The sequence below is a fragment of the Rhizobium sp. CFBP 13726 genome (genome assembly GCF_014841925.1).
Taxonomy (GTDB): Bacteria; Pseudomonadota; Alphaproteobacteria; order Rhizobiales; family Rhizobiaceae; genus Neorhizobium; species Neorhizobium soli.
In genome coordinates this window covers 1,206,605-1,233,148 of the sequence record NZ_JACYUU010000002.1, presented here as the reverse complement: position 1 = coordinate 1,233,148, position 26,544 = coordinate 1,206,605, and the positions used below count along the sequence as shown (strand labels likewise).

The window sequence follows — 26,544 nt, the reverse complement described above, 5'->3', positions numbered from 1 at the left end:
CATTGTTACCGGAAGCCCTCGTAAACCTGTTTTCCTCTTCAATCAACGATAGGTCATGGCGGCATTTCTTCGCATCCTCGGCATTGAAACAAGCTGCGACGAAACCGCGGCCGCAATCGTCGTGCGCCACGAGGACGGTCGTGGCGAAATCCTGTCCGATGTCGTCTTCTCGCAACTCGACGAGCACAGCGCCTATGGCGGCGTCGTGCCCGAGATTGCGGCGCGCGCCCATGTGGAGGCGCTGGACGGCCTGATCGAGGAGGCGCTTTCGCGCGCTGGCGTCTCGCTCAATGAGATTGATGCGGTGGCGGCGACCTCCGGCCCCGGACTGATCGGCGGATTGATCGTCGGACTGATGACGGCGAAGGCGATTGCGCGCGCCACCGGCAAGCCGCTGATGGCGATCAACCATCTCGAAGGCCATGCGCTGACGGCGCGGCTGACGGACGGATTGTCGTTCCCCTATCTGATGCTGCTGGTCTCCGGCGGGCATACGCAGCTGGTTCTGGTGCGTGGCGTCGGCGATTATGAGCGCTGGGGCACCACGATCGACGACGCTCTGGGCGAAGCCTTCGACAAGACGGCAAAGCTGCTCGGCCTGCCATACCCGGGCGGTCCCGCCGTCGAGAAGGCGGCGCTGACGGGCGATCCCGATCGTTTTCAATTGCCGCGGCCGCTGGTCGGCGAAGCCCGGCTGGACTTCTCGTTCTCCGGTCTCAAGACCGCCGTGCGTCAGGCTGCGACCGAGATCGCGCCGCTGTCCGAGCAGGATATCGCCGATATCTGCGCCTCGTTCCAGAAGGCGATCTCGCGAACGCTGCGCGACCGGATCGGGCGTGGACTTGCGCGGTTTGCCAAGGAATTCGGCCATCTGGATGTCGGTCCTGCGCTGGTGGTTGCCGGCGGCGTTGCCGCCAACCAGGAGATACGCCGAACGCTGCAGGCGCTCTGCATCGAACACGGATTTCGCTTTATCGCGCCGCCGATGAAGCTGTGCACCGACAATGCAGCGATGATTGCCTGGGCAGGGCTTGAACGGCTGGCCGAAGACATGCCGTTCGACGGCATGGATGTCGCGCCGCGCTCGCGCTGGCCGCTGGATGCCAATGCGCAGACGCTGCTTGGCTCCGGCAAACGGGGTGCCAAGGCATGAACGGGGCAGAGATGCCGCAAGAACGGATCGTCGTGATCGGGGCCGGGGCCTTCGGTACGGCACTCGCAGCCGTCATCGCGCTCGAAGGTCGTCACCCGGTAACGCTGATCGGCCGCAATACCGGCCTGATGGCCGATCTCAGAAACGACCGTGTGCATGACGCGGCACTTCCCGGCGTGACGTTGCCGGATGCGCTCGAATTCTCCGCTGAACCCGACGCCATCTCGGATGCGAGCATTGTGCTGTTTGCCATGCCTTCGCAGGCGCAGAGCGATGCGGCGCGGTATTACGGTCCGTATCTCGCAAAGGATGCGGCGGTCGTTACCTGTGCCAAAGGCATAGACCGCGTGTCAGGGCTTTTGCTGACGGACGTTCTGGAGGCATCGCTTCCGAGCCACGCGATCGCGGTTCTCTCCGGCCCCGGTTTTGCATTCGACATGGCGCGCGGGCTTCCGACGGCGATGGCGCTTGCGGCGGAGGACCAACTGCTCGCTGAGCGTCTGGCGACCGTGCTGTCCAGCCGCACCTTCCGGCTTTACGCCTCGTCCGACCGGATCGGCGTGCAGCTCGGCGGCGCGATGAAGAACGTGCTGGCGATTGCCTGCGGCATCGTCGAGGGCGCAGGCCTTGGTGATTCGGCCCGTGCCGCGCTCATTTCGCGCGGACTTGCGGAAATGTCGCGTCTGGTCGAGGCGATGGGCGGCAAGGCGGATACGGTGCGGGGCCTGTCCGGTCTCGGCGATCTGGTGCTTACCGGTACCAGCCACCAGTCCCGCAATCTGCGCTTCGGCATTTCGCTCGGGCAGGGGCAGCCGGCATCGGCGTCCAGCGGACCGCTGGTCGAAGGCGCCTTTGCCGCGTCGGTCGCTGCCCAGCTCGCGCAGACCCACTCCGTCGATCTGCCGGTGACGGAGGCCGTTGCCGCGATCATCGACGGACGGCTTGGCGTGGCTGACGCGATGGAACGCCTGATGACCCGCCCGATCACGACGGAATAGATCAACCCAAGGAGAGAACGATGCTGTTTGCCTTCCTCTGCACCGACAAGCCCGGCCATCTCAACGTCCGGATGGAAACCCGTCCGGTCCATCTCGAACATCTCAACAAGCTGAATGCCGACGGCACGCTGAAGTTTGCCGGTCCTTTCCTGGACGATGAAGGCAAGCCGAATGGCAGCCTGGTCGTGGTTGAAGCCGCCGATATGGCGGCTGCCCGCACGCTTGCCGAGGCCGATCCCTATTACCTCGCCGGCCTGTTCGAGACGGTCGATGTGAAGCCGTGGAACTGGACGATCAACAAGCCTGCGGAGTGAGATAACCATGGCCTATTGGCTCTATAAATCCGAACCGGATGTCTGGTCTTGGGAGCAGCAGAAGGCCAAGGGAAAAGCTGGCGAGGAATGGACCGGCGTGCGCAACTATCAGGCCCGCAACAACATGCGGGCCATGAAGATTGGCGACAAGGGGTTCTTCTACCACTCCAACGAGGGGCTGGAGATCGTCGGCATCGTCGAGGTCTGCGCGCTGTCGCATCCCGATTCCTCGGCCAAGGGCGATCCGAAGTGGGACTGCGTCGATATTCGCGCCGTCGAGGATGTGCCGAAGCCGATCACGCTGAAGGACATCAAGGCCAATCCGCAGTTCGAAAAGATGGCGCTGGTCACCTCGATGCGGCTTTCCGTACAGCCGGTGACGGAAGAGGAATATCTCGAGATCTGCCGCTTGGGTGGTGTCAAGAACCCGCCCCGTTCACCGGACTGACGCGTCCTTGAAAACCGACCCTGCGACCTTCATCCTCGCCAACACGGATGTGACCGCGCCGCCGCATGTTCCGGAGATCCGGCTTCATCTGGCGACCGAGGCGCATGACCTCTGGCTGAAGACCGAGGAAGAGTTGCAGGCAGTCGGTCTGCCGCCGCCGTTCTGGGCCTTTGCCTGGGCCGGCGGGCAGGGGCTCGCCCGCTATATTCTCGACCATCCCGATACAGTTGCCAGCAAGCGGGTGCTGGATTTCGCATCGGGATCCGGGCTGGTGGCGATTGCGGCAAAACAGGCTGACGCAGCGCATGTGTTGGCCGCCGATATCGATCCCTGGACGGAAGCGGCGGTAAGGCTCAACGCTGCAGAGAACGACGTCTCTATATCCTTCACGTCGCAAGATCTGATCGGGCGAGAGATCGAGGCGGATGTGCTGCTCGCCGGCGACGTGTTCTACGATCGCGGCATGGCCGATCTGTTGATACCGTGGTTTACCCGGTTATCGGAAGCGGGAAAGGTCGTTCTGGTCGGTGATCCCGGCAGGAGCTACTGCCCCAAGGATCGGCTTACCGAGATGGCCGTCTACCAGGTACCCGTCACCCGGGCACTTGAAGACAGCGAGGTCAAAAAGACGACCGTGTGGCAGTTCGCCTGAGACGACTATCGGCCGCCGCGAATGACGCAGACGCCGGCTTCAAACGAGCAGGATTTGTTCGAGGCCACCGCGTTGCCGCCCATCTCCTGCGCTACATCGATCACCTTGGCTTTCGGGGCGAGTGCCAGACTGCGGCGTTCCTGCTGCGGCCAGTAGATATCGTCGCGCACAAGATAGGTCCCATTGCCAGGGACCGAGTAGGCCTGGATCGAACCTGCATAGGTATCAATCCCGCGCGTGAAGGATGACGAGCCCCGATCAAAGCGACCCGATGCATAAGTACGGGTCATCCGGTTGATCTCGGCAGGACGGTTGCGTCGTCCGTCACCCTGGCGATCCCAGCGATTGTTTTCGACGAACTGGTGGCGATGGCCTCTGTCGTATCCACGGTCGGCATAGCCCTGATGGTGATGCCTGCGATCTGCCGCAGAAGCGACTGATGCGAAGGCTGCAAGCACTGCTGCGGCGATGACAAGGGGCTTGATCCGGTGACTGATCATGACGAACTCCGCGACACACAGGTTAACGAAACATTAACATGGAGCGAAAGCGGGTTTCTGGCAAGAAACCAATTGTTCGGGTTTGCCAGATATCGTGCCGCGATCTGGCAAACCCGAGACCTTGAGAAAAACACAATCGATTAAATTCTCGATCGTTTAGAATTGTTCTTGTCGTTGGGGAATTCCAAGATTAAACCACGCGAATGATGCAATGCACATTTTCTCGGCAGCGTGCATTGCCAAGGGCTCCCGCTCTTTGACGCATTACGACGCCGCGAGGTTCTGATGGCGAATGTGACTAACAACCGGCCTCTGTCGCCGCATCTCTCAATCTACAAGCCAATCCCCACAATGGTCATGTCGATCGTTCACCGTATCACCGGTGGCGCTCTGTATTTCGGCACGATCCTTGTCGCGTGGTGGCTGATCGCTGCAGCAAGCGGCCCGGCTTACTACGACTGGGCCAACTGGGCGCTTGGCAGCATTCCCGGCAAGCTGGTTCTTCTCGGCTATACATGGGCGCTGATCCACCACATGCTCGGCGGCTTCCGCCACTTCATGTGGGACTTGGGCCGTGGCTTCGAGAAGGAATTTTCGACCAAGCTCGCCATCGCAAACATCATCGCATCGCTCTGTCTGACCGTGCTGGTCTGGGTGGTCGGCTTCATCGTTCGCTAAGGAACAGCTTCCATGGATATGCGCACCCCGCTCGGTAAGGTCCGCGGACTGGGCTCCGCCAAAGACGGCACGGAACATTTCTGGCGTCAGCGGATGACCGCCGTCGCCAACGTGCCGTTGATGACCTTTTTCGTGATCTTCATGATCATCTATGCCGGCAAGCCGTTTGCCGAAGTGGTCGAGGCGCTGTCGAACCCGTTCGTCGCTGTTGTCATGGGCCTTGTCGTGATCTCGGGCATCATCCACATGAAGCTCGGCATGCAGGTCATCATCGAGGACTACGTGCACAGCGAGTTCGCGAAGGTCCTGTTCGTCATGCTCAACACATTCTTCTCGATCCTGATCGCCGGGCTTTGTCTGTTCGCCGTTCTGAAGATCGCTTTCGTAGGATAATCCGTCATGGCATCCGTCACCCCCATCGCTTCAGGCGCCTCTCAGACCGGCAAGGCCTATACCTATGTCGACCATTCCTACGACGTGATCGTCGTGGGTGCCGGCGGTGCAGGATTGCGCGCCACGCTCGGCATGGCCGAACAGGGCTTCAAGACGGCCTGCATCACCAAGGTCTTCCCGACCCGTTCGCACACGGTCGCAGCGCAGGGCGGCATTGCCGCCTCGCTGCAGAACATGACGCCCGATTCGTGGCAGTGGCATCTCTATGACACCGTCAAGGGTTCCGACTGGCTTGGCGACGTTGACGCCATGCAGTACATGGTCATGGAAGCACCCAAAGCCGTTTACGAACTCGAACATTACGGCGTGCCTTTCTCGCGCAACGAAGAAGGCAAGATCTACCAGCGCCCGTTCGGCGGCCACATGCAGAATTTCGGTGCAGGCCCGCCGGTGCAGCGCACCTGCGCTGCCGCTGACCGCACCGGCCACGCCATCCTGCACACGCTCTACGGCCAGTCGCTGAAGCACAACGCGGAATTCTTCATCGAGTATTTCGCGCTCGACCTGATCATGTCGGATGATGGTCGCTGCACAGGCGTCGTTGCCTGGAACCTCGACGACGGCACGATCCATCGCTTTACTGCCAAGATGGTGGTTCTGGCGACCGGCGGTTACGGCCGCGCCTATTTCTCGGCAACCTCTGCCCATACCTGCACCGGCGACGGTGGCGGCATGGTGGCGCGTGCCGGCATGCCTCTTCAGGACATGGAATTTGTCCAGTTCCACCCGACCGGCATCTATGGTTCGGGCTGTCTCATCACCGAGGGTGCACGCGGCGAAGGCGGCTACCTCGTGAATTCCGAGGGCGAACGCTTCATGGAGCGCTATGCGCCATCCGCCAAGGATCTCGCCTCCCGTGACGTGGTCTCGCGTTGCATGACGCTCGAAATCCGCGAAGGTCGCGGCGTCGGCAAGAACAAGGACCACATCTTCCTGCATCTCGACCATCTCGATCCGGCCGTCCTGCACGAACGCCTTCCCGGCATTTCCGAAAGCGCCAAGATCTTTGCGGGCGTCGACGTGACGCGCGAGCCGATCCCTGTTCTGCCGACCGTGCATTACAACATGGGCGGCATTCCCACCAATTACTGGGGTGAGGTGCTGAATGCCGACAGCAACAATCCGGAACGCATCCTGCCTGGCCTGATGGCCGTGGGTGAAGCCGGTTGCGCGTCGGTGCACGGTGCAAACCGTCTCGGCTCCAACTCGCTGATCGATCTCGTCGTGTTCGGTCGTGCCGCCGCCATCCGCGCCGGCCAGGTGATCGACCGCGTCGGACCGATCCCGGCATTGAACACGGCCGCCTGCGACAAGATCATGGACCGCTTCGACAGCCTGCGCCACGCCAGCGGCTCCACGCCGACGGCGATCCTGCGCGACAAGATGCAGCGCACCATGCAGGATGATGCCGCCGTGTTCCGCACCCAGGAATCGCTCGAATCCGGTTGCAAGCGCATGTCGGCGATCTGGGGCGAAATGCGCGACGTGAAGGTCACCGACCATTCGATGATCTGGAACTCGGATCTCGTCGAAACGCTCGAACTGCATAACCTGATGGCGAACGCGATCACCACGGTCTACGGCGCCGAAGCGCGCAAGGAAAGCCGCGGTTCTCACGCACGCGAGGACTATACGGACGGCGCGTTTTCCGGCCGCGACGACGTGACCTGGCGCAAGCATACGCTTGCCTGGGTCAACGACGCGGGCGACGTGAAGCTCGACTATCGCCCGGTCCACACGGACCTGATCGCCGACGGCATCGATCCTTACAAGATCGAGCCGAAAGCGCGCGTGTATTGATCTGAGGAAACTGGAACATGGTTGAACTCGCTCTGCCCAAGAATTCCCAGATGACCGAAGGCAAGGTCTGGCCAAAGCCGGATGGTGCCACGAACGTCCGGGAATACCGCGTCTACCGCTGGAGCCCGGATGACGGCCAGAACCCGCGCATCGATACGTTCTACATCGATATCGACGATTGCGGCCCGATGGTTCTCGATGGTCTTCTCTACATCAAGAACAATATCGACCCGACGCTGACACTGCGCCGTTCGTGCCGCGAAGGCATTTGCGGTTCCTGCGCGATGAACATCGACGGCACCAACACGCTTGCCTGCACCAAGGGCATGGATGACGTGAAGGGAACGGTCAAAGTCTATCCGCTGCCGCATATGCCTGTGGTCAAGGACCTGGTTCCGGATCTGACAAACTTCTACGCCCAGCACCGCTCGATCGAGCCCTGGCTGAAGACCGTCTCGCCGACGCCTGCCAAGGAATGGAAGCAGAGCCACGACGACCGTCAGAAACTCGACGGTCTCTACGAGTGCATTCTCTGCGCCTGCTGCTCGGCATCCTGTCCCAGCTACTGGTGGAACGGCGACCGCTATCTCGGTCCGGCTGTTCTGCTTCAGGCCTATCGCTGGCTGATCGACTCCAGAGACGAAGCCAAGGGCGAGCGCCTCGACAACCTCGAGGATCCGTTCCGGCTCTATCGCTGCCACACGATCATGAACTGCGCGCAGACCTGCCCGAAGGGTCTGAACCCTGCCAAGGCGATTGCCGAAATCAAGAAGATGATGGTCGAGCGCCGCGTCTAGTAAAACCTTACAGTATCCCGACCCTGCAGACGCACGGTCGGGATTTTTAGATTAAAACAGCTCGCGTAATCGTGACAGTTGTCGTGCCTTCGCCAAATAGCGCCGGTATGACTTGATTAACTAAGTCCTTTTACGGTAATTCCGTCTCAATTGAATGGATCAGTTCCATGCAGAGATGCGGCTGAAAGCAGGAGTTTTGTGATGCAGTTCAGATATGTGGCGACAGGCGTTGTTCTTGCGCTGGCTCTTGCCGGTTGCCAGCGGACGTCCAATACCTCCTCTTATGCTGATCTGCCAGCACAGCCGTCCCGGCCCGCGCCGCTTCAGGCACAGCCTGTTCAGGGTGTGCAGGGCGGCCAGCTTCCACCTCCGGGTGGTGCAGCCCAATATCCGACGGCGCCTCAGGGTGGCCAGCAGATGGCATCCGTCGATCCGAATGCTGCGGCTCCTGCCAATGCTCTTGATATTACCAAGCAGCAGATGGTCGGCAACTGGCGCGTTGCCAATGGCGGCTCGTCCTGCGACATGTTCCTGACGCTGACCAATCTCGGCAGCGGATCGCGCGGCGGCACCCGTGGCTGCTCCGGCGAACTGACGACGATGGGTTCGTGGGAAGTGTCGGGCAAGATGGTTCAGTTCAAGAACCGCGCCGGCGACGTCATCGGCCGCGTCTACAAGAGCGGCGATACCCGTTTCGACGGCACCACCAATTCGGGCCAGCCTCTCGGTCTCAGCCGGTAAACGGTCTGCGGAGGCGGCAGGGTGGAGCCGATCCCGGACTACACATCGAGCGTCGGTGAAGAGCTGAAGGCACTGGCGGCGTCCGGGGTGCTGACTCCGGACACTGCGCAGATGCAGGTGGCCGCCAAGCTCGACCACATTCTCAAATGCTTCAGAGACACGAAGCCAGCCAAGAAGACGAGTGCTCTCGGCTGGCTGTTTGCCCGCGGTGGTGGCAAGCCGCGGGAAATCCGCGGACTTTATGTGCATGGCAGCGTCGGTCGCGGCAAGACCATGCTGATGGACATGTTCTTCAAGAAGGCATCCATCGCAAAAAAGCGGCGTCTGCACTTTCACGAATTCATGGCCGACGTGCATGGACGTATCCACGAGCACCGTCAAAAGCTGAAACGCGGAGAGACGAAACAGGCAGATCCGGTGCCGCCGATCGCTGCGGCCCTGTTCGCAGAAGCGGAACTTCTCTGCTTCGACGAATTCTCGGTGACCGATATCACCGATGCCATGATCCTTGCACGTCTGTTCACGGAATTGTTCGGCCTTGGATGCGTTCTCGTCGCGACATCGAACGTAGCCCCCGACGATCTTTACAGGGATGGCCTCAACCGCGGTCTGTTCACGCCGTTCATCGCGTTGCTCGGCCGCTACGTGGATGTCGTCACGCTGGACTCGCCAACCGACTACCGGATGCAGAAGCTGGCGAGCCTGCCCGTCTATGTGACGCCTCTCAGCCCCCAAGCGGATCTCGCGATCGAAAACACCTGGCATCAGGTGATCGACGGCGAGAAGGCGAGCCCTGTCGAGTTGCCGATGAAAGGTCGCACCATCAAAGTGCCGCTGGCGTCCGGCCGGGCTGCACGGTTCAGCTTTTCGGACTTGTGTGAAAAACCGCTAGGCGCGTCGGACTATCTGGCGATCGCCGATCGCTTTGACGCTGTCTTCATTGAGCACGTCCCGCAGCTCGGACCCGAAAAGCGCAACGCAACCAAGCGCTTCATCAATCTCGTCGATGCGTTCTACGACCATTCGGTCAGACTCTACGTCTCCGCCGCGAGCGAACCGGATCAGCTTTTGTTGGAGAAGCGCGGCACCGAGGGGTTCGAGTTCGATCGAACAATCTCCCGTCTCTGGGAGATGCGGAGCGCCGATTACCTCGCTCTGCACAACGCAAAGCGTCAAGAAGCCTGACACTTTCATGACAGAAGTTCTTACGTTTACGTAAGGTAATTGATATCTAACCGATTGAAAAATATCACTCCGAAATAATCGATTGCGATTTTTCCGATATGGCGCTATCGGTGGCGCCGCACGTGAACCTGCTATGACTTGACGCAGGTAAAGTCTTGAGAGGAAGCTTTTCGATGGCGCGCAAGAAAATTGCACTTATTGGTTCGGGCATGATCGGTGGCACGCTGGCACATCTTGCCAGCCTGAAGGAGCTGGGCGACATCGTCCTTTTCGACATTGCCGACGGCATCCCGCAGGGCAAGGGCCTCGATATTGCCCAGTCCGGTCCCGTCGAAGGCTTCAACGCCAAGCTTTCCGGTGCTAGCGACTATTCCGCCATCGAAGGCGCTGACGTCTGCATCGTCACGGCCGGCGTTGCCCGCAAGCCCGGCATGAGCCGCGACGATCTGCTCGGCATCAACCTGAAGGTGATGGAACAGGTCGGCGCCGGCATCAAGAAATATGCCCCGAACGCATTCGTCATCTGCATCACCAACCCGCTCGACGCGATGGTCTGGGCGCTGCAGAAGTTCTCCGGCCTGCCAAAGAACATGGTCGTCGGCATGGCCGGCGTGCTCGACTCGGCTCGCTTCCGCCTGTTCCTGTCGGAAGAGTTCAACGTTTCCGTCCAGGACGTCACGGCCTTCGTTCTTGGCGGCCATGGCGACACGATGGTGCCGCTCGCCCGCTACTCGACTGTCGGCGGCGTTCCGCTGACCGATCTCGTCAAGATGGGCTGGGTCACTGCCGAGCGTCTCGAAGAAATCATCCAGCGCACCCGTGACGGTGGCGCAGAAATCGTCGGCCTGTTGAAGACCGGTTCTGCCTACTACGCTCCGGCTGCTTCGGCGATCGAGATGGCCGAATCCTTCCTCAAGGACAAGAAGCGCGTTCTGCCTGCCGCTGCTTACCTGTCCGGCCAGTACGGCGTGAAGGACATGTATGTCGGCGTTCCCACGATCATCGGTGCCGGTGGTATCGAGCGGATCATCGAAGTTGAATTCAACAAGGACGAAGAAGCTGCCTTCCAGAAGTCGGTCGGCGCTGTTTCGGCTCTCTGCGAAGCCTGCATCAATATCGCGCCTGCGCTGAAGTAATCGCCTTCGGGCGCACGGATTTAAGGATACCTCGATGAACATTCATGAATATCAGGCCAAAGCCCTCCTGAAGGGTTATGGCGCACCGGTTGCGGAAGGTGTTGCAATCTTCTCCGCAGAAGAAGCAGAAGCTGCTGCGAAGCAGCTGCCGGGTCCGCTTTACGTGGTCAAGAGCCAGATCCACGCTGGTGGCCGCGGCAAGGGCAAGTTCAAGGAACTCGGACCGGACGCCAAGGGCGGCGTTCGCCTGGCTTTCTCGATCGATGAAGCCAAGAGCCACGCCAAGGAAATGTTCGGCAACACGCTGGTAACCGCGCAGACCGGCGACGCCGGCAAGCAGGTCAACCGCCTCTATATCGAAGATGGCGCCGACATTGCCCGCGAACTCTACTGCTCGCTGCTCGTCGACCGCTCGGTTGGTCGCGTTGCCTTCGTCGTTTCGACCGAAGGCGGCATGGACATCGAAGCTGTCGCTCACGACACGCCCGAGAAGATCCACACGATCGCGATCGATCCGGAAGCCGGCGTGACTGAAGCAGACATCGCTGCGATCTCTTCGGCGCTTGAGCTGTCGGGTGCTGCTGCGGAAGATGCGAAGTCGCTGTTCCCGCTGCTCTACAAGGCCTTCAACGAGAAGGACATGGCGCTCCTCGAGATCAACCCGCTGATCGTCATGAAGGACGATCATCTGCGCGTTCTCGATGCCAAGATGTCGTTCGACGGCAACGCGATCTTCCGCCATGACGACGTCAAGGCGCTGCGCGACGAGTCGGAAGAAGACGCCAAGGAAATCGAAGCGTCCAAGTGGGACCTCGCTTACGTGGCGCTCGACGGCAACATCGGCTGCATGGTCAACGGTGCCGGTCTCGCGATGGCGACGATGGACATCATCAAGCTGTACGGCAAAGAGCCTGCAAACTTCTGCGACGTTGGCGGTGGCGCCGGCAAGGAGAAGGTCGCGGCTGCCTTCAAGATCATCACGGCTGACCCGAAGGTCGAGGGCATCCTCGTCAACATCTTCGGCGGCATCATGAAGTGCGACGTCATCGCCGAAGGCGTTGTCGCAGCGGTTCAGGAAGTCGGCCTCAAAGTTCCGCTCGTCGTGCGCCTCGAAGGCACCAATGTCGAGCTGGGCAAGAAGATCCTCAACGAATCGGGTCTTGCGATCACGGCTGCTGACGATCTCGACGACGCTGCCAAGAAGATCGTCGCGGCGATCAAAGCCTAATTTGGGGACCTGATAATGTCTATTCTCGTTAACAAGAATACCAAGGTCCTGGTTCAGGGCCTGACCGGCAAGACCGGCACGTTCCACACCGAACAGGCGCTTGCTTACTACGGCACGCAGATGGTCGGCGGTATCCATCCGAAGAAGGGTGGCGAAACCTGGACCGGTTCGAAGGGCGAAAGCCTGCCGATCTATGCGACCGTCGCCGAAGCCAAGGAAAAGACCGGCGCCGATGCGTCCGTGATCTACGTTCCGCCGGCAGGGGCTGCTGACGCGATCATCGAGGCGATCGAAGCCGAGATCCCGTTCATCACCTGCATCACCGAAGGCATTCCGGTCATGGACATGGTTCGCGTCAAGGCTCGCCTCGACCGTTCCAACTCGCGCCTGCTCGGCCCGAACTGCCCGGGCGTTCTGACGCCGGAAGAATGCAAGATCGGCATCATGCCGGGCTCGATCTTCCGCAAGGGTTCGGTCGGTATCGTGTCGCGCTCCGGCACGCTGACCTATGAAGCCGTGTTCCAGACGTCCAACGAAGGCCTCGGCCAGACGACGGCTGTCGGCATCGGCGGCGATCCGGTCAAGGGCACCGAGTTCATCGACATCTTGGAAATGTTCCTCGCAGACGAAGCCACGCAGTCGATCATCATGATCGGCGAAATCGGCGGCTCGGCTGAAGAAGAAGCGGCACAGTTCCTGATCGACGAAGCCAAGAAGGGCCGCAAGAAGCCGATGGCAGGCTTCATCGCCGGCCGGACCGCTCCGAAGGGCCGCACCATGGGCCATGCCGGCGCTGTCGTTTCCGGCGGCAAGGGCGATGCGGAATCCAAGATCGCTGCCATGGAAGCAGCGGGCATCAAGGTTTCGCCTTCGCCAGCACGTCTCGGCACGACGCTGGTTGAAGTCCTCAAGGGCTAACGCCACATAAAGGTCACCCATCGCCGATAGATAGACGGCGATGGACCAGACATCAAATGACCCGCGGGTTGCTGCATGCGACCTGCGGGTAAGTCGCTCAAGGGTAGGTCTACCCGAGGTAGGTCTACTAAAGAGCGGCGCCGCTCGCAGCGGTATCGAGCCATACGTCAGAGAATGCGGTTTCCGGTCAATTCATCCGGTGCCGATCAGGTCAGGAGGCGGGCGCGGCGCCCGCGGGAAGCAATGGCACGGCAAGAAGCCAACGAACAGTTCCTTATCACGTCTTTCCTCGATGGTGCGAACGCTGCCTATATCGAGCAGCTCTATGGGCGCTACGAAAGTGATCCAACGTCGCTTTCCGAGGAATGGCAGGCCTTTTTCAAGGCGCTGGCAGACAGCCCCGAAGATGTCAGGAAGGCCGCGCAGGGCGCCTCCTGGAAACGTTCGAACTGGCCGATCCCTGCCAATGGCGATTTGATCTCGGCACTCGACGGCAACTGGCCGATCGTCGAAAAGGCGATCGAGACTAAGGTCAAGGCGAAGGCGGAAGCATCCGCTGCAGTGACCGGCCAGCCGGTGCAGCAGACCGACGTTCTGCAGGCGACCCGCGACAGCGTGCGCGCCATCATGATGATCCGTGCCTACCGCATGCGCGGCCACCTTCATGCCAAGCTCGATCCGCTCGGGATCGCGAGCCCGGTCGACGATTACAACGAGCTGTCGCCGAAGTCCTACGGCTTCGAAGAGAGCGATTACGATCGCAAGATCTTCATCGACAACGTTCTCGGCCTTGAATACGCGTCCGTTCGCGAAATGATCGAGATCCTCGAGCGCACCTATTGCTCGACCATCGGTGTCGAATTCATGCACATGTCCAACCCCGAGGAAAAGGGCTGGATCCAGGAGCGTATCGAAGGTCCTGCCAAGGGCGTCACGTTCACGCCTGAAGGCAAGAAGGCGATCCTTTCGAAGCTGGTCGAAGCCGAAGGCTACGAGCAGTTCCTCGACGTGCGCTTCAAGGGCACCAAGCGTTTCGGCTTGGATGGCGGCGAGTCGCTCATCCCGGCGCTGGAGCAGATCATCAAGCGCGGCGGTCAGGAAGGCCTTGAGGAAGTCATCCTCGGCATGGCCCACCGCGGTCGTCTGAACGTCTTGACCAACGTCCTCGGCAAGCCGCATCGCGCCGTGTTCCACGAGTTCAAGGGCGGTTCGTTCAAGCCCGACGAAGTCGAGGGTTCGGGCGACGTGAAGTACCATCTGGGTGCCTCGTCGGACCGTGAATTTGACGGCAACAAGGTTCACCTGTCGCTGACTGCCAACCCGTCTCACCTCGAAATCGTCAACCCTGTCGTCATGGGCAAGGCCCGCGCCAAGCAGGACATGTTGACCAAGGTCTGGGACAAGGACAACATCATTCCGCTGTCCGAGCGCGCCAAGGTTCTGCCGCTGCTTCTGCACGGCGATGCGGCCTTTGCTGGCCAGGGCGTGACGGCTGAAATTCTCGGCCTGTCGGGTCTGCGCGGCCACCGCGTGGCCGGCACGATGCATGTCATCATCAACAACCAGATCGGCTTTACCACCAATCCTGGCTTCTCGCGTTCGTCGCCTTATCCGTCTGATGTTGCCAAGATGATCGAGGCACCGATCTTCCACGTCAACGGCGACGATCCGGAAGCGGTCGTCTACGCGGCCAAGATCGCCATCGAATACCGTATGAAGTTCCACAAGCCGGTCGTGGTCGACATGTTCTGCTACCGCCGGTTCGGCCATAACGAAGGCGACGAGCCTGCGTTCACGCAGCCGAAGATGTACAAGGTCATCCGCGCGCACAAGGCAGTGGCGGAGATCTATGCCGAACGTCTGATCGGCGAAGGTGTCATCACCGAAGGCGAATTCGAGAAGATGAAGGCCGACTGGCGTGCCAATCTCGAAACCGAGTTCGAGGCCGGCCAGAGCTACAAGCCCAACAAGGCCGACTGGCTTGACGGCCAGTGGTCGGGTCTTCGCTCCGCCGACAATGCGGACGAGCAGCGCCGCGGCAAGACCGCGATGCCGATCAAGGATCTGAGAGAGATCGGTCGCAAGCTTTCGACCATTCCGGAAGGTTTCAACGCCCACCGCACGATCAAGCGTTTTATGGACAACCGTGCGCAGATGATCGAGACCGGTGAAGGTATCGACTGGGCCATGGCGGAAGCGCTGGCGTTCGGCTCGCTGACCGTCGAAGGCACGAAGATCCGTCTTTCGGGTCAGGATTGCGAACGCGGCACGTTCTCGCAGCGTCACTCGGTTCTCTACGATCAGGAAACCGAAGAGCGCTACATCCCGCTTTCCAATCTTCAGGCTGGCCAGGGCAAGTACGAAGTCATCAACTCGATGCTGTCGGAAGAGGCAGTGCTCGGGTTCGAATACGGCTACTCGCTGGCGCGTCCAAACGCGCTGACGCTCTGGGAAGCCCAGTTCGGCGACTTCGCCAACGGCGCGCAGGTCGTGTTCGACCAGTTCATCTCGTCGGGTGAACGCAAATGGCTTCGCATGTCGGGTCTCGTCTGCCTTCTGCCGCACGGCTACGAAGGGCAGGGTCCGGAGCACTCCTCCGCCCGCCTGGAACGCTGGCTCCAGATGTGCGCCGAAGACAACATGCAGGTCGCAAACGTCACGACGCCATCAAACTACTTCCACATCCTGCGCCGTCAGGTGAAGCGCGACTTCCGCAAGCCGCTGATCCTGATGACGCCGAAGTCGCTGCTGCGCCACAAGCGCGCAACCTCGACACTGGCGGAAATGGCAGGCGAAAGCTCGTTCCACCGCCTGCTGTGGGACGACGCGGAGATGATCAAGGACGGTCCGATCAAGCTGCAGAAGGATGCGAAGATCCGTCGCGTCGTGATGTGCTCGGGCAAGGTCTATTACGATCTGCTGGAAGAGCGCGAAAAGCGCGGCATCGACGACATCTACCTGCTGCGCATCGAACAGCTCTATCCGTTCCCGGCCAAGGCGCTCATCAACGAGCTCAGCCGCTTCCGCAATGCGGAAATGGTCTGGTGCCAGGAAGAGCCGAAGAACATGGGGTCGTGGTCGTTCATCGATCCGTATCTGGAATGGGTTCTGGCGCATATCGATGCCAAGTATCAGCGCGTCCGTTACACGGGCCGTCCGGCGGCAGCATCGCCTGCAACCGGCCTGATGTCCAAGCATCTGGCACAGCTGGAAGCCTTCCTCGAAGACGCTCTCGGCGGCTGATTTTTCAGCCGTCTCCACCAATTGCTCCGAAACGATATCTGACAAACACGGAAAATAGATCATGGCCACCGAAATCCGCGTCCCTACCCTCGGCGAGTCCGTCAGCGAGGCAACCGTCGGCACCTGGTTCAAGAAGGTCGGCGACACGGTCAAGGCCGATGAGCCGCTGGTCGAACTGGAAACCGACAAGGTTACCGTCGAAGTCCCAGCTCCAGCATCCGGCGTTCTGACAGAGATCGTCGCCCAGAACGGCGAGACCGTCGGCCTCGACGCGCTGCTCGGCCAGATCTCGGCCGGCGGCGCTGCTGCCGGCACTGCCGCTCCTGCTGCACAGCCGGCGGAAGCCGCTCCGGCGAAAGCAGCCGAACCTGCACCTGCTGCCCCGGCACCTGCTGCCGCCGCAGCGCCTGCTGGTGGTTCGTCCATGCCGCCAGCACCGGCTGCCGCCAAGGTTGCCGCCGACAACAACATCTCCACCTCGGATGTCGACGGTTCGGGCAAGCGCGGTCAGGTCCTGAAGGGCGATGTGATCGCTGCCATTTCCAAGGTCCCGGCTGCTCCCGCCGCACCGGCTTCGGTTCCGGCAGCTCCCCGCCCGGTTTCGTCGGCTGACGATGCATCGCGCGAAGAGCGTGTGAAGATGACGCGTCTGCGCCAGACGATCGCCAAGCGCCTCAAGGATGCGCAGAACACCGCCGCCATGCTCACCACCTATAACGAGGTGGACATGAAGGCTGTGATGGACCTTCGCAACCGATACAAGGACGTTTTCGAGAAGAAGCACGGCGTGAAGCTGGGCTTCATGGGCTTCTTCACCAAGGCGGTCACGCACGCGCTGAAGGAACTGCCGGCCGTCAACGCCGAGATCGACGGCACTGACCTGATCTACAAGAACTACTGCCACGTCGGCATGGCCGTCGGCACCGACAAGGGCCTCGTTGTTCCCGTCATCCGCGATGCCGACCAGCGCTCGATCGCCGGCGTCGAAAAGGAACTCGGTCGTCTCGCGAAGGCTGCCCGTGACGGTACGCTGTCGATGGCCGACATGCAGGGCGGCACGTTCACCATCACCAATGGTGGCGTTTATGGTTCGCTGATGTCGTCGCCGATCCTCAACGCGCCGCAGTCGGGTATCCTCGGCATGCACAAGATCCAGGAGCGTCCGGTTGCGATCGGCGGCCAAGTCGTGATCCGTCCGATGATGTATCTGGCGCTGTCCTACGATCACCGCATCGTCGATGGCAAGGAGGCGGTCACCTTCCTCGTGCGCGTCAAGGAAAGCCTCGAAGATCCGGAACGTCTGGTTCTCGATCTGTAATTTGCGGAGAGCAAAATGGACGCCGCTTCAGCCAATGCGACCTATCTTCTGGTACTTCTGTGCCTGAGCGTCGTCCTGCTTCTCGTGCATGTTCTGCTGCAGGGGAATTTCGCCACCAAGGATCGCGGCACGGCATGGAATGCCGGTCCGCGGGACGGCGATAACGAACCCCAGAGCGTGATGGCCGGTCGTGCGGCCCGCGCCTCGCGAAACTACCAGGAAACCTATCCCGCCTTTATCGGCCTGCTGCTGGCGATGATCCTCACAGGGGATTCGTCGGGCTTTGGCCTGTTCGGGGCCGCGGTCTGGCTGGTGGCGCGTATCGTCTACATTCCACTTTATCTCAAGGGCATTCCCTATGTCCGCTCGCTTGTATGGCTGGTCAGCCTCGTCGGCCTTGCGCTGATGATGATCGCACTGTTCGTGTGACCGCCTCCTGCTCAATCAAAAGGATAGTCTGATGGCTTATGATGTTGTCGTAATCGGATCCGGCCCGGGCGGCTATGTCTGCGCAATCAAGGCGGCCCAGCTCGGCCTCAAGGTCGCTGTCGTCGAAAAGCGCTCCACCTACGGCGGTACCTGCCTCAACATCGGCTGCATTCCGTCCAAGGCGCTGCTGCATGCTTCGGAAATGTTTGCGCATGTGGCGCATGGAGTGGAAGAACTGGGCGTCGAGGTTCCGGCACCGACGCTGAACCTTTCGAAGATGATGGCCCACAAGGATGCGACGGTAAAGTCGAACACCGACGGCGTCGCCTTCCTGTTCAAGAAGAACAAGATCGACGGTTTCATCGGCACCGGCAAGGTCGTTTCGGCCGGCAAGGTTTCGGTGACCGGTGAAGACGGCAAGGTCCAGGAAATCGAGACGAAGAACATCGTCATCGCCACCGGCTCCGACATCGCGGGCATCCCGGGCGTCAATGTCGACATCGACGAGAAGGTCATCGTCTCCTCGACAGGCGGTCTCACGCTCGACAAGGTCCCGGCCAACATGATCGTCGTCGGCGGCGGTGTCATCGGCATGGAGCTCGGTTCGGTCTGGTCGCGTCTCGGCGCCAAGGTCACCGTGATCGAATATCTCGACAAGCTGCTCGGCTCGATGGATGCAGACGTTTCCAAGCAGTTCCAGCGCATGATGGCCAAGCAGGGCATGGACATCCGCACCGAAGCCAAGGTCACGGGCGTCGAGAAGACGGCATCCGGCGCCAAGGTTACCTATGAACCGGTCAAGGGTGGCGAAGCTGTCAGCCTCGAAGCCGATGTCGTGCTGATCTCGACGGGCCGCAAGCCGTATACCGCAGGCCTTGGCCTTGAAGAAGCGGGCGTTGCGCTCGACAATCGCGGTCGTGTCGAAATCGACGGCGGCTACAAGACCAATGTCGCCGGTATCTACGCGATCGGCGACGTGGTGAAGGGCCCGATGCTGGCGCACAAGGCCGAAGACGAGGGTGTCGCGCTCGCAGAAATCCTCTCCGGCCAGCACGGACACGTGAATTACGACGTCATTCCGTCTGTCGTTTACACCCAGCCGGAAGTGGCATCGGTCGGCCGGACGGAAGAAGAGCTGAAGGCTGCAGGCATCGCCTACAAGGTCGGCAAGTTCCCGTTCACGGCGAACGGTCGCGCCCGCGCGATGCTCGCCACCGACGGCTTCGTCAAGATCCTCGCCGACAAGGAAACCGATCGCGTTCTCGGCGGCCATATCGTCAGCTTCGGCGCCGGCGACATGATCCACGAGATTGCCGTGCTGATGGAATTCAGCGGCTCCTCCGAAGATCTCGGCCGTACCTGCCACGCGCATCCGACCCTGTCGGAAGCCGTCAAGGAAGCCGCACTCGCGACCTTTGCCAAGCCGATCCATATGTGATCGGCGACAATATCGCTCAGAAGAAACCGGCCTCGTAACAGGGCCGGTTTTTTTATGTCCGGTTGACGGGCGTACGTCCCTCGCCAGAGGGCTCAGTTCACAGCGGTGACTGTGAAACCCTGTTTGCGCAAGAGCTCGACCAGGCCGTCATCGCCCGGCAGGTGCAGTGCGCCGACGGCGATGAAGGCGCCGCCTTCTGAGAGGATGGGTGCCGCGCGTTCGGCCATCAGCAGGTTGCGCTTGCGCACCACCAGTTCCTCGAATTCGGCATAACCGCTTTCATCATCCTCGCCCTCGGGCACGACGGTCTTGAGGAAGGGGATGGTCATGCCTACGTCGCCGGAGAGATAAAGGCCGGTCATCGTCTCGAACACGTCGTCCAGCTTGGGACCGAGCTTGATCGCCTCGATCAGCGACTTCATGTGGATATCGACCGGAATGGCAGCCAACGTCGAAAGCTGCTCGGCAAAGGTCTCAAGCCCCTTCACCGACTTGCCGGCTTTCGCCGCATCCAGCGCCAGCTGCTTGTCGAGGAAAGGGGTGTTCTGGGTCTTGCGGGCCATCTCGCAGGCGGGCATCGAGACGAGGCCCATCAGCAGCCAGGGCTTCATTCTTGAGACGGCAGCGAGCGGCACGCCGCGCTGTTTCAGGGCATCGCTGAGAAGTGCGAGATCATCCTTCGTCAGCAGGCTCTCGATCGAGGTGCCATCGGTAAACATCGTCAGCTCCGGCTTGGACAGCATGCCGGCCATTGCCTTCTGCTCGTCGAGCACTTCGTCTGACTCGACGACGATAGTCTTTGCTTCCTCGCGCGCGGCATCTGCGCCCTCAGGCATTTTCAGAACGCGTGGATCGGTCACATGCATGGTGCCGAGAAGGTAGGACGGGGGGAGGCCGGCTTTCTCGATTTTCCAGAAGATGCCGCGGCCGTTGGGGATTTTTTCGCCCTCTGCGACAACCTGCCGATAGGCGGCCGGATCGTTGGCCTTCATCTCCGCGATCAGGTCCCGCCCGGTGCAGGCCGGCGTCTCCGCGCGTGCGGCAAGCGAGGTGATCACGAGGCAGACCGAGGCCAGCAGCAGAACGTGCAGGGCGGCAAGCAACCAAAGCGCAGCCGTCTGGGCGCGTTGAAGGATTGTGCCGGCGAAAATGCTGCGGATCATGTCATCGGTCCCAATTGTTGGGCTCACCCTAGCGGGACTGCTCGAACAGCGGCTTAACCGATGTGGTTAAGGATGGGTTCATGCCCTTGGATGGGCGCGGTCGTAGACTTCGAGCAGTCTCGACGTATCGACGCCCGTATAGACCTGCGTGGTGGAAAGGCTGGCATGTCCCAGCAGTTCCTGGATCGTGCGCAGATCGCCACCACCGGCGAGAAGATGGGTCGCAAACGAGTGACGCAGTGCATGCGGCGTCGCGCTGTCGGGCAGATTGAACGCGCTTCTGAGCTTCTGCATCTCGCGCTGGATGATCGCCGGCTGCAGTGTCTTGCCGCGCGCACCGCGGAACATCGGCGCATCGGCGGCGAGATGGTAGGGGCAGAGTTTCCGATAGGTTTCGACAGCTTCGAGGATGACCGGAAGAAGCGGCACGATCCGCATCTTGCCACCTTTGCCGAGAATGCGAAGCGAGGTTGCGCCTGCATCGACATCGGCGGGCGTCAGGCCCAGCGCTTCCGAAATGCGCAGGCCGCAGCCATAAAGCAGCGTCAGGATGGCGGCATCGCGTGCCGCGATCCACGGCTCTTCGTGCAGTTGCGCCTCTGAGGTGACGATGTTCAGAGCCTGGGTGTCGGTCAGCGGCTTCGGCAGCGATTTCGGCTGACGCGGGGCACGGATGGCACCGGCTGCTGCGGCATTCACCAGTCCCTTGCGCTCCAGATACCGCAGGAACGAGCGCAGTCCGGCCAGATGACGGCCCAGCGAGCGCGCGCCGGAGCCTTCGCGGCGCCGGGCTGCGAGAAAGCTTCTCAAGTCTGCCGGACGCAGCGTATGGATGTCCGAAATCGTCGGTGGTCCGGCGAGGTGCGTGGTCAGAAAAGTCAGGAATTGCCGGGTGTCGCGCTCATAGGCGTCAAGCGTGTTGGGCGAGAGCCGGCGCTCTCCACTCAGGCTTTCCAGCCATTCGCGGCGCCTCTCGAGGAGATCGGGGGCAGCGATAATGAGCAGTTCGTTCATGAGGGCGACGTTGATTTCCGTGGCATGCCGCCCCAGATTGCTCCCAGCATCGTTACGGAATCCCTAAGGGCACGGTAACCCTGCCATCGTAATATCATGCGGGCCTGCTCCAGTGGGGACCCGCTTCAAGGGAGTTTTAATGGACCGCCGTGATTCCATGACGAGCTTCGGCCAGGTCGCCGAAGCCATCGCACGCGTATCTCAAGGGCGTCCGGGCCACATCGTCGATACCCTGATCGCCGAGCGGGGCAAGCGGATCGTCGGCAATCCGTTCTGGCCGGTCATGCGTCCGTTTCTCTATACGCTGCTACGCTACGGCCGGGCGATCGAGTTCGCCGACGATATCGCGCCGAAGTCCGGTTACCAGTGTTTCGAATATTTGAGCGACCATCTGAAGCTGAAGCTTTCGGTCAAAAACGAGGAGCGGATCCCGGAAAAGGGCGGTTTCATCCTCGTCAGCAACCATCCGACCGGCATCGCTGACGGTGTCGCCGTGTTCGACCTGTTGAAATCACGCCGGCCGGACCTGATGGTGTTTGCCAACCGCGATGCGGTGCGGGTCAATCCGCGTTTCGCCGAGATGATCATTCCCGTCGAATGGCGCGACGATCACAAGAGCAAACTCAAGACACGCGAGACCCTGGTTCTCACCAACAAGGCGGTCGAGGAGGGCAAGGTCATGATCCTGTTCCCCTCCGGCCGCATCGCCTATTGGGAAAATGGCCGGCTGAACGAACGCCCGTGGAAGACCTCGGCCGTCGGACTTGCCCGCAAATACAATCTGCCGATCCTACCGATCCACATGACGGCGCGCAATTCCGGGCTGTTCTACTGGCTTGCCAAATGGTCGACCGAGCTGCGCGACATGACGGTGTTCCATGAACTCCTCAACAAGAAGGGCAACCAGTTCGATTTCACCATCGGACACATGATCCAACCGGACCAGCTGGAGGGTGACGTCGTCGAGGTCACCAAGGCGCTGGAGCGGCATACGGTATTCGCTCTCGCAGCCGACGGCGATGCGCAGTTTGCGCCACAATCAGTAGTCCTCGAGGAAGCGCTCCAGGCCCCGGTTCAGGCGTAGATACTGCTGGCGATCCAGCTCTTTGATCGCCCGCTCTTCGGTCGCAGACACTGCCGATGTCGCAGGCTGTTGCCTCGGCCGCGCGGGCGCCGTCGGCGTCATCTTCTGCGGCTTCGGTTTTTGTCTCAGTTTCTCTTTCTCTTCCGTCAGCGTCGGCATGGAGAGTGCAAACAGCAGCCGGTGCTTGTGGATGCGCGACGCGGAATTCGTCATGCCGAGGCTCGATATCGTGACACCTGAGGTCACCGGGTTGAGCTCGATCTTCGGATCGATATTTCCCTTCAGCGTGGTCGAGAATTCCAGCGTATCGGCCATGGTGATCACGTCGGTGCCGCTCGGGGCTTTGAGATTGCCTTTCTCGTTGAGCCACACGAATGTTTCGAGCGTTTCCTTCAAGCCGATCCGTCCGACGATCGGGTAGATGAGGTTGCCGCCTCTCGCTTTCGGGGCACAGTATAGGTCGTTGACCTCAGTCGCCAGCTTCGCGAATTCATCCGTAACGCGAAAGCTGCGGTTGTTCTGGCGGGACAGATCGACGCTGCTGCCCAGTCCGAGACTGCGGGTGCCGTTCGAGAACGGGTTGAGCAGGCCCAACGAAAACCCGTGGCTGTCCATTTCCGTCATGTTGAGCTGAAAGTCGTACGCGATGAACGACTTGGCATAGCGGTCGAAATAGAGACTGATGTCCGGGCTGTAGCGGCGTGTGAAAGCATCGGCATAGGTTACCGTCCCGGCTAGAAGCTCTGCGGAGAGCTGCTTCTCCGCCGGGGATCCGTATTCGCGCAGTAGCTCCGTGGCGATCTCGCGGATGGCATCGCGCGCCTCGCAGCGCACCTTGGCGACAATCTGGTAGGTCGTATCCGGCTTGGAGAAATCCTCTGGCAGAGGATGAATATTGCAGCCGGCCAGCAGAATAGCAGGCACGACAAGCGTCGTCATCGACTTGCAGAACATCCGTAGCCCCCACTCCGGTTAGGACTCTACCTATAGTTAATTTTTATTTACGATACAACCTAAATTTCACGCCGCGATGTGTGTCGTCAACGGCGGGGAGCGCCAAACAGCGGTTCCCTTTCGTTCCGGTTTTGGGCATGGTCCCGCCATGGACACAGATTCGTCCGACCTGTTCGGTCCGCTCCTCGATAAGCCCGTCGCGGCCGTCGTGCCGGTCCTGGTGCCTTTGCCGGTGCCGGGTCCGTATAGCTATGCCGTGCCCGAGGGACTGACTGTTGTGCCCGGTTCGGTGGTGCAGGTGCCGGTCGGTCCGCGCCAGATGATCGGCGTCGTTTGGGATGGCGCAGACGACAGCACGCTCGACCCGAAGAAGCTGCGGCCGATCACGCTCGCTTTCGATTGCCCGCCGCTTTCCAAGGAGATGCGCGATTTCGTCGACTGGGTCTCGGCCTACACGCTGTCGCCGCCGGGTTTCGTGGCCCGCATGGCGATCCGGGCTCCGGCAGCGCTCGATCCGGAACCGATGGTGGAGGGGCTGCGCTTTATCGGCGGCGAGCCGGCGCGACTGACACCGGCCAGAACCCGGGTGCTCGACCTTGCGAAGGAGCAGGAAGCGCCCTGGACCCGCAGCGGCCTTGCGCATGCGGCCGGCGTGTCCCTGAGTGTCGTCGACGGATTGATCAAGCAGGGTGTGTTCGACACGATTTTCCTGCCGCCGCCGCCTGTCGTGGCACGGCCTGACCCGGATTACACCGCGCCCCGTATCGAGGGACCTCAGAAAGGCGCGGCCGAAGAGATCGTCGCTTCTGTCCGCGCTGGCGGATTTGCCGCCTCGCTGATCGATGGCGTCACCGGGTCCGGCAAGACGGAAGTGTATTTTGAGGCGATCGCCCAGGCGCTCCGACAAGACAAGCAGGTTCTGATCCTGTTGCCGGAAATCGCACTCACGTCGAGTTTTCTCGATCGGTTCGAGCAGCGGTTCGGGGCAAAGCCTGCCGAATGGCATTCGGATCTTTCCCCCCGTATCCGCGAAAAGGTCTGGCGCGGCGTCGTGACGGGCGAGGTGAGGGTGGTTGCCGGGGCCCGTTCGGCTCTGTTCCTGCCGTTCGAGGATCTCGGGCTGATCGTCATCGACGAAGAGCACGACCCTGCCTACAAGCAGGAAGATCGCGTGTTCTACAATGCCCGCGACATGGCGGTGGTGCGGGCCCGGATCGGCGATTTCCCGATCGTGCTGGTGTCGGCAACGCCTTCAGTCGAAAGCCAGGTCAACGGGCTCTCGGGCCGCTACACGACGGTCCACCTGCCGACCCGCTTTGGGGATGCGGCACTGCCGGACCTTCATCTCGTCGACATGCGCCGCCATCCGCCGGAGCGCGGCGGGTTCCTCTCGCCCATTCTCCTGCGCGGCATGAAGAAGGCGCTCGAGCGCGGTGAGCAGTCGCTGCTGTTTCTCAACCGTCGCGGCTATGCGCCGCTGACGCTCTGCCGGGTCTGCGGCCACCGCTTCCAGTGCCCGCAATGTTCGAGCTGGCTGGTGGAGCATCGCTTCAGAAACCAGATCCAGTGCCATCAGTGCGGCTATCACGAACATACGCCGGAAGCCTGCCCGGAATGCGGCACGTTCGACCACCTCGTTGCCTGCGGGCCGGGCGTGGAGCGGATCGCCGAAGAGGTGGAGAAGCATTTTCCGGAAGCGCGCACGATCGTGATGTCGTCGGACCTGCTTGGCGGCGTCAAGCGGCTGCGGATGGAGCTCGATGCGATCGCCAAGGGCGATGTGGATATCGTGATCGGCACGCAGCTGGTGGCGAAGGGCCATAACTTTCCGCTGATGACGTTGGTCGGTATCGTCGACGCGGATCTCGGTCTGTCGAACGGAGACCCGCGGGCGGCCGAGAGGACGTTCCAGCTGCTGAGCCAGGTAACGGGCCGCGCCGGGCGAACGGGGTTGAAGAGCCACGGCCTGATCCAGACCTTCCAGCCGCAGCATCCCGTCATGCAGGCGATCGTCTCCGGCGATGCGGGTGCTTTCTACGAGCGTGAGATTGCGGAGCGCGAAAAGGCGATCCTGCCGCCGTTCGGGCGGCTTGCGTCGCTGATCGTTTCGGCCGATACGCGGGCCGATGCGGAAACCCATGCACGCGGATTGCGGGCTGCCGCGCCGCGGGTGACCGGTATTTCCGTGCTCGGCCCCGCGGAAGCGCCGCTTGCGCTGGTACGCGGCCGCCATCGATTCCGGCTTCTGGTGCACGGACGGCGCAATTCCGACATGCAGGCTTTTCTGAAGGCGATGATGTCTGCCGGCCCGAAGGTCCGTGGTACGGTCCAGATCCAGCTCGATATCGATCCGCAGAGTTTTCTCTGATCCTATCTTTGCGAGTTGTTTACCGCTTTCGATAAAATCGCCGCACAGGAACGATTCGAGGATTCCATGGAACTGTATTTCCCCACCGAGACCGGCGAGCAGCTGGCGTTTGTCTGCGCTGCCGCGACGGCTCTCATCGGGCTCCTCATCCTCCTGTTTCCCGGCCCCTGCCTGCGGCTTTCGGCGTTCCGTGTCGGCGATGTCCGGCCGGAGGGTTACGGTTCCGTGCGGGCCGCCGGCGCTCAGTATGTCGGCCTCGGCGTCGTGCCGATCATCTTTGCCCAGGACTGGTTCTATATGGTGCTCGGCATCGTGCTTGGTCTGGGGGCATTCGGAAGGCTGGTCTCGTTTGCTTTCGATCGTGGCGCAACTGTGAAAAACACGCTGATTTTCCTACTACAAGTTGTCCTTTCAGCCGGCCCGCTCGCCTATGTCTTCGGCTATCTCTGAGCTTTCCAATCAAGAGTGTTCATCTCAGACGCGGTCAATTCCAGCGGTGTCCGACATAAAAACGACTCAAGCTCTAGTCCCA

Annotated in this window: 25 protein-coding genes; 21 read left to right on the top strand and 4 right to left on the bottom strand. The window is 61.1% G+C overall.

Features of this window, described 5'->3' with window-relative positions:
* The first annotated feature begins 55 nt into the window (after nucleotides 1–55).
* Genes tsaD through IFT66_RS13095 form a run of 5 tightly spaced genes read left to right on the top strand, consistent with a single transcriptional unit; the run spans nucleotide 56 to nucleotide 3,565 of the window.
* A complete protein-coding gene (gene tsaD / locus IFT66_RS13115; protein ID WP_192077836.1) occupies nucleotides 56–1,153 on the top strand; it encodes a tRNA (adenosine(37)-N6)-threonylcarbamoyltransferase complex transferase subunit TsaD in 1,098 nt (365 codons plus the stop codon).
* Nucleotides 1,150–2,151, top strand: coding sequence for an NAD(P)H-dependent glycerol-3-phosphate dehydrogenase (locus IFT66_RS13110; protein ID WP_446737887.1), 1,002 nt, complete (start codon nucleotides 1,150–1,152; stop codon nucleotides 2,149–2,151). Before tsaD ends, IFT66_RS13110 begins: the two co-directional genes overlap by 4 nt.
* A 20-nt stretch (nucleotides 2,152–2,171) precedes the next feature.
* On the top strand, nucleotides 2,172–2,465 hold the full coding sequence (locus IFT66_RS13105) for a YciI-like protein (protein ID WP_062462464.1): 294 nt from the start codon (nucleotides 2,172–2,174) through the stop codon (nucleotides 2,463–2,465).
* Between the two features lie 7 nt (nucleotides 2,466–2,472).
* Nucleotides 2,473–2,913 (top strand): EVE domain-containing protein, encoded by a 441-nt coding sequence (locus IFT66_RS13100; RefSeq protein ID WP_062462467.1) that lies wholly within the window; start codon nucleotides 2,473–2,475, stop codon nucleotides 2,911–2,913.
* A gap of 7 nt (nucleotides 2,914–2,920) precedes the next feature.
* Complete coding sequence (locus IFT66_RS13095) at nucleotides 2,921–3,565, top strand: class I SAM-dependent methyltransferase (RefSeq protein ID WP_192077835.1); 645 nt, start codon at nucleotides 2,921–2,923, stop codon at nucleotides 3,563–3,565.
* A 5-nt stretch (nucleotides 3,566–3,570) separates the two neighbouring features.
* On the opposite strand, the gene IFT66_RS13090 is transcribed toward IFT66_RS13095, so the two are convergent.
* Nucleotides 3,571–4,065 (bottom strand): hypothetical protein, encoded by a 495-nt coding sequence (locus IFT66_RS13090; RefSeq protein ID WP_192077834.1) that lies wholly within the window; start codon nucleotides 4,063–4,065, stop codon nucleotides 3,571–3,573.
* A 285-nt stretch (nucleotides 4,066–4,350) separates the two neighbouring features.
* Here IFT66_RS13090 and sdhC point away from each other — a divergent pair, with 285 nt between their 5' ends.
* The 13 genes from sdhC (at nucleotide 4,351) to lpdA (ending at nucleotide 19,429) form a co-directional block, all read left to right on the top strand.
* Nucleotides 4,351–4,743: a succinate dehydrogenase, cytochrome b556 subunit gene (gene sdhC, locus IFT66_RS13085; RefSeq protein ID WP_062462475.1), complete on the top strand. Its 393-nt coding sequence runs from the start codon at nucleotides 4,351–4,353 to the stop codon at nucleotides 4,741–4,743.
* A 12-nt stretch (nucleotides 4,744–4,755) separates the two neighbouring features.
* The gene (gene sdhD, locus IFT66_RS13080; RefSeq protein WP_062462477.1) at nucleotides 4,756–5,136 is read left to right on the top strand and encodes a succinate dehydrogenase, hydrophobic membrane anchor protein; all 381 of its coding nucleotides are present in this window, start codon (nucleotides 4,756–4,758) and stop codon (nucleotides 5,134–5,136) included.
* 6 nt (nucleotides 5,137–5,142) lie between these two features.
* Nucleotides 5,143–6,996, top strand: coding sequence for a succinate dehydrogenase flavoprotein subunit (sdhA, locus tag IFT66_RS13075; RefSeq protein ID WP_113111731.1), 1,854 nt, complete (start codon nucleotides 5,143–5,145; stop codon nucleotides 6,994–6,996).
* Between the two features lie 17 nt (nucleotides 6,997–7,013).
* The gene (locus IFT66_RS13070; protein ID WP_062462483.1) at nucleotides 7,014–7,793 is read left to right on the top strand and encodes a succinate dehydrogenase iron-sulfur subunit; all 780 of its coding nucleotides are present in this window, start codon (nucleotides 7,014–7,016) and stop codon (nucleotides 7,791–7,793) included.
* Nucleotides 7,794–7,994: 201 nt separating this feature from the next.
* Nucleotides 7,995–8,534 carry a protease inhibitor Inh/omp19 family protein gene (locus tag IFT66_RS13065; protein WP_062581681.1) on the top strand — a complete coding sequence of 180 codons (540 nt, stop codon included), beginning with the start codon at nucleotides 7,995–7,997 and terminating at the stop codon, nucleotides 8,532–8,534.
* A 21-nt stretch (nucleotides 8,535–8,555) separates the two neighbouring features.
* Nucleotides 8,556–9,719 (top strand): cell division protein ZapE, encoded by a 1,164-nt coding sequence (gene zapE, locus IFT66_RS13060; RefSeq protein WP_062462489.1) that lies wholly within the window; start codon nucleotides 8,556–8,558, stop codon nucleotides 9,717–9,719.
* A 173-nt stretch (nucleotides 9,720–9,892) separates the two neighbouring features.
* Nucleotides 9,893–10,855 (top strand): malate dehydrogenase, encoded by a 963-nt coding sequence (gene mdh / locus IFT66_RS13055; protein WP_062462492.1) that lies wholly within the window; start codon nucleotides 9,893–9,895, stop codon nucleotides 10,853–10,855.
* A gap of 34 nt (nucleotides 10,856–10,889) precedes the next feature.
* A complete protein-coding gene (gene sucC / locus IFT66_RS13050; RefSeq protein WP_113111732.1) occupies nucleotides 10,890–12,083 on the top strand; it encodes an ADP-forming succinate--CoA ligase subunit beta in 1,194 nt (397 codons plus the stop codon).
* Nucleotides 12,084–12,098: 15 nt separating this feature from the next.
* Complete coding sequence (gene sucD / locus IFT66_RS13045; protein WP_174197137.1) at nucleotides 12,099–13,001, top strand: succinate--CoA ligase subunit alpha; 903 nt, start codon at nucleotides 12,099–12,101, stop codon at nucleotides 12,999–13,001.
* A 243-nt stretch (nucleotides 13,002–13,244) separates the two neighbouring features.
* Nucleotides 13,245–16,244 carry a 2-oxoglutarate dehydrogenase E1 component gene (locus IFT66_RS13040; RefSeq protein ID WP_062581691.1) on the top strand — a complete coding sequence of 1,000 codons (3,000 nt, stop codon included), beginning with the start codon at nucleotides 13,245–13,247 and terminating at the stop codon, nucleotides 16,242–16,244.
* Between the two features lie 61 nt (nucleotides 16,245–16,305).
* The gene (gene odhB / locus IFT66_RS13035) at nucleotides 16,306–17,562 is read left to right on the top strand and encodes a 2-oxoglutarate dehydrogenase complex dihydrolipoyllysine-residue succinyltransferase (RefSeq protein ID WP_192077833.1); all 1,257 of its coding nucleotides are present in this window, start codon (nucleotides 16,306–16,308) and stop codon (nucleotides 17,560–17,562) included.
* A gap of 15 nt (nucleotides 17,563–17,577) precedes the next feature.
* Nucleotides 17,578–17,991 carry an MAPEG family protein gene (locus IFT66_RS13030; protein WP_192077832.1) on the top strand — a complete coding sequence of 138 codons (414 nt, stop codon included), beginning with the start codon at nucleotides 17,578–17,580 and terminating at the stop codon, nucleotides 17,989–17,991.
* A gap of 31 nt (nucleotides 17,992–18,022) precedes the next feature.
* On the top strand, nucleotides 18,023–19,429 hold the full coding sequence (gene lpdA / locus IFT66_RS13025) for a dihydrolipoyl dehydrogenase (RefSeq protein WP_192077831.1): 1,407 nt from the start codon (nucleotides 18,023–18,025) through the stop codon (nucleotides 19,427–19,429).
* A 92-nt stretch (nucleotides 19,430–19,521) separates the two neighbouring features.
* On the opposite strand, the gene IFT66_RS13020 is transcribed toward lpdA, so the two are convergent.
* Nucleotides 19,522–20,592, bottom strand: coding sequence for a TraB/GumN family protein (locus IFT66_RS13020; protein ID WP_192077830.1), 1,071 nt, complete (start codon nucleotides 20,590–20,592; stop codon nucleotides 19,522–19,524).
* A 78-nt stretch (nucleotides 20,593–20,670) separates the two neighbouring features.
* Nucleotides 20,671–21,606: a tyrosine recombinase XerC gene (locus tag IFT66_RS13015; protein ID WP_192077829.1), complete on the bottom strand. Its 936-nt coding sequence runs from the start codon at nucleotides 21,604–21,606 to the stop codon at nucleotides 20,671–20,673.
* Nucleotides 21,607–21,745: 139 nt separating this feature from the next.
* Here IFT66_RS13015 and IFT66_RS13010 point away from each other — a divergent pair, with 139 nt between their 5' ends.
* Nucleotides 21,746–22,690, top strand: a complete 945-nt coding sequence (locus IFT66_RS13010; protein WP_192077828.1) for a GNAT family N-acetyltransferase — start codon at nucleotides 21,746–21,748, stop codon at nucleotides 22,688–22,690.
* Here the strand turns inward: IFT66_RS13010 and IFT66_RS13005 are convergent.
* Nucleotides 22,646–23,644 (bottom strand): hypothetical protein, encoded by a 999-nt coding sequence (locus IFT66_RS13005; RefSeq protein ID WP_207105885.1) that lies wholly within the window; start codon nucleotides 23,642–23,644, stop codon nucleotides 22,646–22,648. The two genes, IFT66_RS13010 and IFT66_RS13005, sit on opposite strands and share 45 nt — an antisense overlap.
* A gap of 148 nt (nucleotides 23,645–23,792) precedes the next feature.
* On the opposite strand from IFT66_RS13005, the gene IFT66_RS13000 reads away from it, so the two are divergent.
* Together IFT66_RS13000 and IFT66_RS12995 are read left to right on the top strand one after the other, a co-directional pair.
* Complete coding sequence (locus IFT66_RS13000) at nucleotides 23,793–26,012, top strand: primosomal protein N' (RefSeq protein ID WP_192077826.1); 2,220 nt, start codon at nucleotides 23,793–23,795, stop codon at nucleotides 26,010–26,012.
* Between the two features lie 66 nt (nucleotides 26,013–26,078).
* A complete protein-coding gene (locus IFT66_RS12995; protein WP_062462528.1) occupies nucleotides 26,079–26,462 on the top strand; it encodes an AGROH133_08824 family phage infection protein in 384 nt (127 codons plus the stop codon).
* Nucleotides 26,463–26,544 lie beyond the last annotated feature (82 nt).

What these genes read in the sequence shown, in the direction of transcription:
- IFT66_RS13020 (WP_192077830.1), bottom strand. Translation starts at nt 20,592, where the DNA reads ATGATCCGCAGCATTTTCGCCGGCACAATCCTTCAACGCGCCCAGACG.
- IFT66_RS13110 (WP_446737887.1), top strand. Translation starts at nt 1,150, where the DNA reads ATGAACGGGGCAGAGATGCCGCAAGAACGGATCGTCGTGATCGGGGCC.
- tsaD (WP_192077836.1), top strand. Translation starts at nt 56, where the DNA reads ATGGCGGCATTTCTTCGCATCCTCGGCATTGAAACAAGCTGCGACGAA.
- IFT66_RS13040 (WP_062581691.1), top strand. Translation starts at nt 13,245, where the DNA reads ATGGCACGGCAAGAAGCCAACGAACAGTTCCTTATCACGTCTTTCCTC.
- sucD (WP_174197137.1), top strand. Translation starts at nt 12,099, where the DNA reads ATGTCTATTCTCGTTAACAAGAATACCAAGGTCCTGGTTCAGGGCCTG.
- sdhA (WP_113111731.1), top strand. Translation starts at nt 5,143, where the DNA reads ATGGCATCCGTCACCCCCATCGCTTCAGGCGCCTCTCAGACCGGCAAG.
- IFT66_RS13070 (WP_062462483.1), top strand. Translation starts at nt 7,014, where the DNA reads ATGGTTGAACTCGCTCTGCCCAAGAATTCCCAGATGACCGAAGGCAAG.
- IFT66_RS13000 (WP_192077826.1), top strand. Translation starts at nt 23,793, where the DNA reads ATGGACACAGATTCGTCCGACCTGTTCGGTCCGCTCCTCGATAAGCCC.
- IFT66_RS13105 (WP_062462464.1), top strand. Translation starts at nt 2,172, where the DNA reads ATGCTGTTTGCCTTCCTCTGCACCGACAAGCCCGGCCATCTCAACGTC.
- sdhC (WP_062462475.1), top strand. Translation starts at nt 4,351, where the DNA reads ATGGCGAATGTGACTAACAACCGGCCTCTGTCGCCGCATCTCTCAATC.
- mdh (WP_062462492.1), top strand. Translation starts at nt 9,893, where the DNA reads ATGGCGCGCAAGAAAATTGCACTTATTGGTTCGGGCATGATCGGTGGC.
- sdhD (WP_062462477.1), top strand. Translation starts at nt 4,756, where the DNA reads ATGGATATGCGCACCCCGCTCGGTAAGGTCCGCGGACTGGGCTCCGCC.
- IFT66_RS12995 (WP_062462528.1), top strand. Translation starts at nt 26,079, where the DNA reads ATGGAACTGTATTTCCCCACCGAGACCGGCGAGCAGCTGGCGTTTGTC.
- IFT66_RS13005 (WP_207105885.1), bottom strand. Translation starts at nt 23,644, where the DNA reads ATGTTCTGCAAGTCGATGACGACGCTTGTCGTGCCTGCTATTCTGCTG.
- IFT66_RS13065 (WP_062581681.1), top strand. Translation starts at nt 7,995, where the DNA reads ATGCAGTTCAGATATGTGGCGACAGGCGTTGTTCTTGCGCTGGCTCTT.
- IFT66_RS13010 (WP_192077828.1), top strand. Translation starts at nt 21,746, where the DNA reads ATGGACCGCCGTGATTCCATGACGAGCTTCGGCCAGGTCGCCGAAGCC.
- IFT66_RS13100 (WP_062462467.1), top strand. Translation starts at nt 2,473, where the DNA reads ATGGCCTATTGGCTCTATAAATCCGAACCGGATGTCTGGTCTTGGGAG.
- IFT66_RS13030 (WP_192077832.1), top strand. Translation starts at nt 17,578, where the DNA reads ATGGACGCCGCTTCAGCCAATGCGACCTATCTTCTGGTACTTCTGTGC.
- sucC (WP_113111732.1), top strand. Translation starts at nt 10,890, where the DNA reads ATGAACATTCATGAATATCAGGCCAAAGCCCTCCTGAAGGGTTATGGC.
- IFT66_RS13015 (WP_192077829.1), bottom strand. Translation starts at nt 21,606, where the DNA reads ATGAACGAACTGCTCATTATCGCTGCCCCCGATCTCCTCGAGAGGCGC.
- IFT66_RS13090 (WP_192077834.1), bottom strand. Translation starts at nt 4,065, where the DNA reads ATGATCAGTCACCGGATCAAGCCCCTTGTCATCGCCGCAGCAGTGCTT.
- lpdA (WP_192077831.1), top strand. Translation starts at nt 18,023, where the DNA reads ATGGCTTATGATGTTGTCGTAATCGGATCCGGCCCGGGCGGCTATGTC.
- odhB (WP_192077833.1), top strand. Translation starts at nt 16,306, where the DNA reads ATGGCCACCGAAATCCGCGTCCCTACCCTCGGCGAGTCCGTCAGCGAG.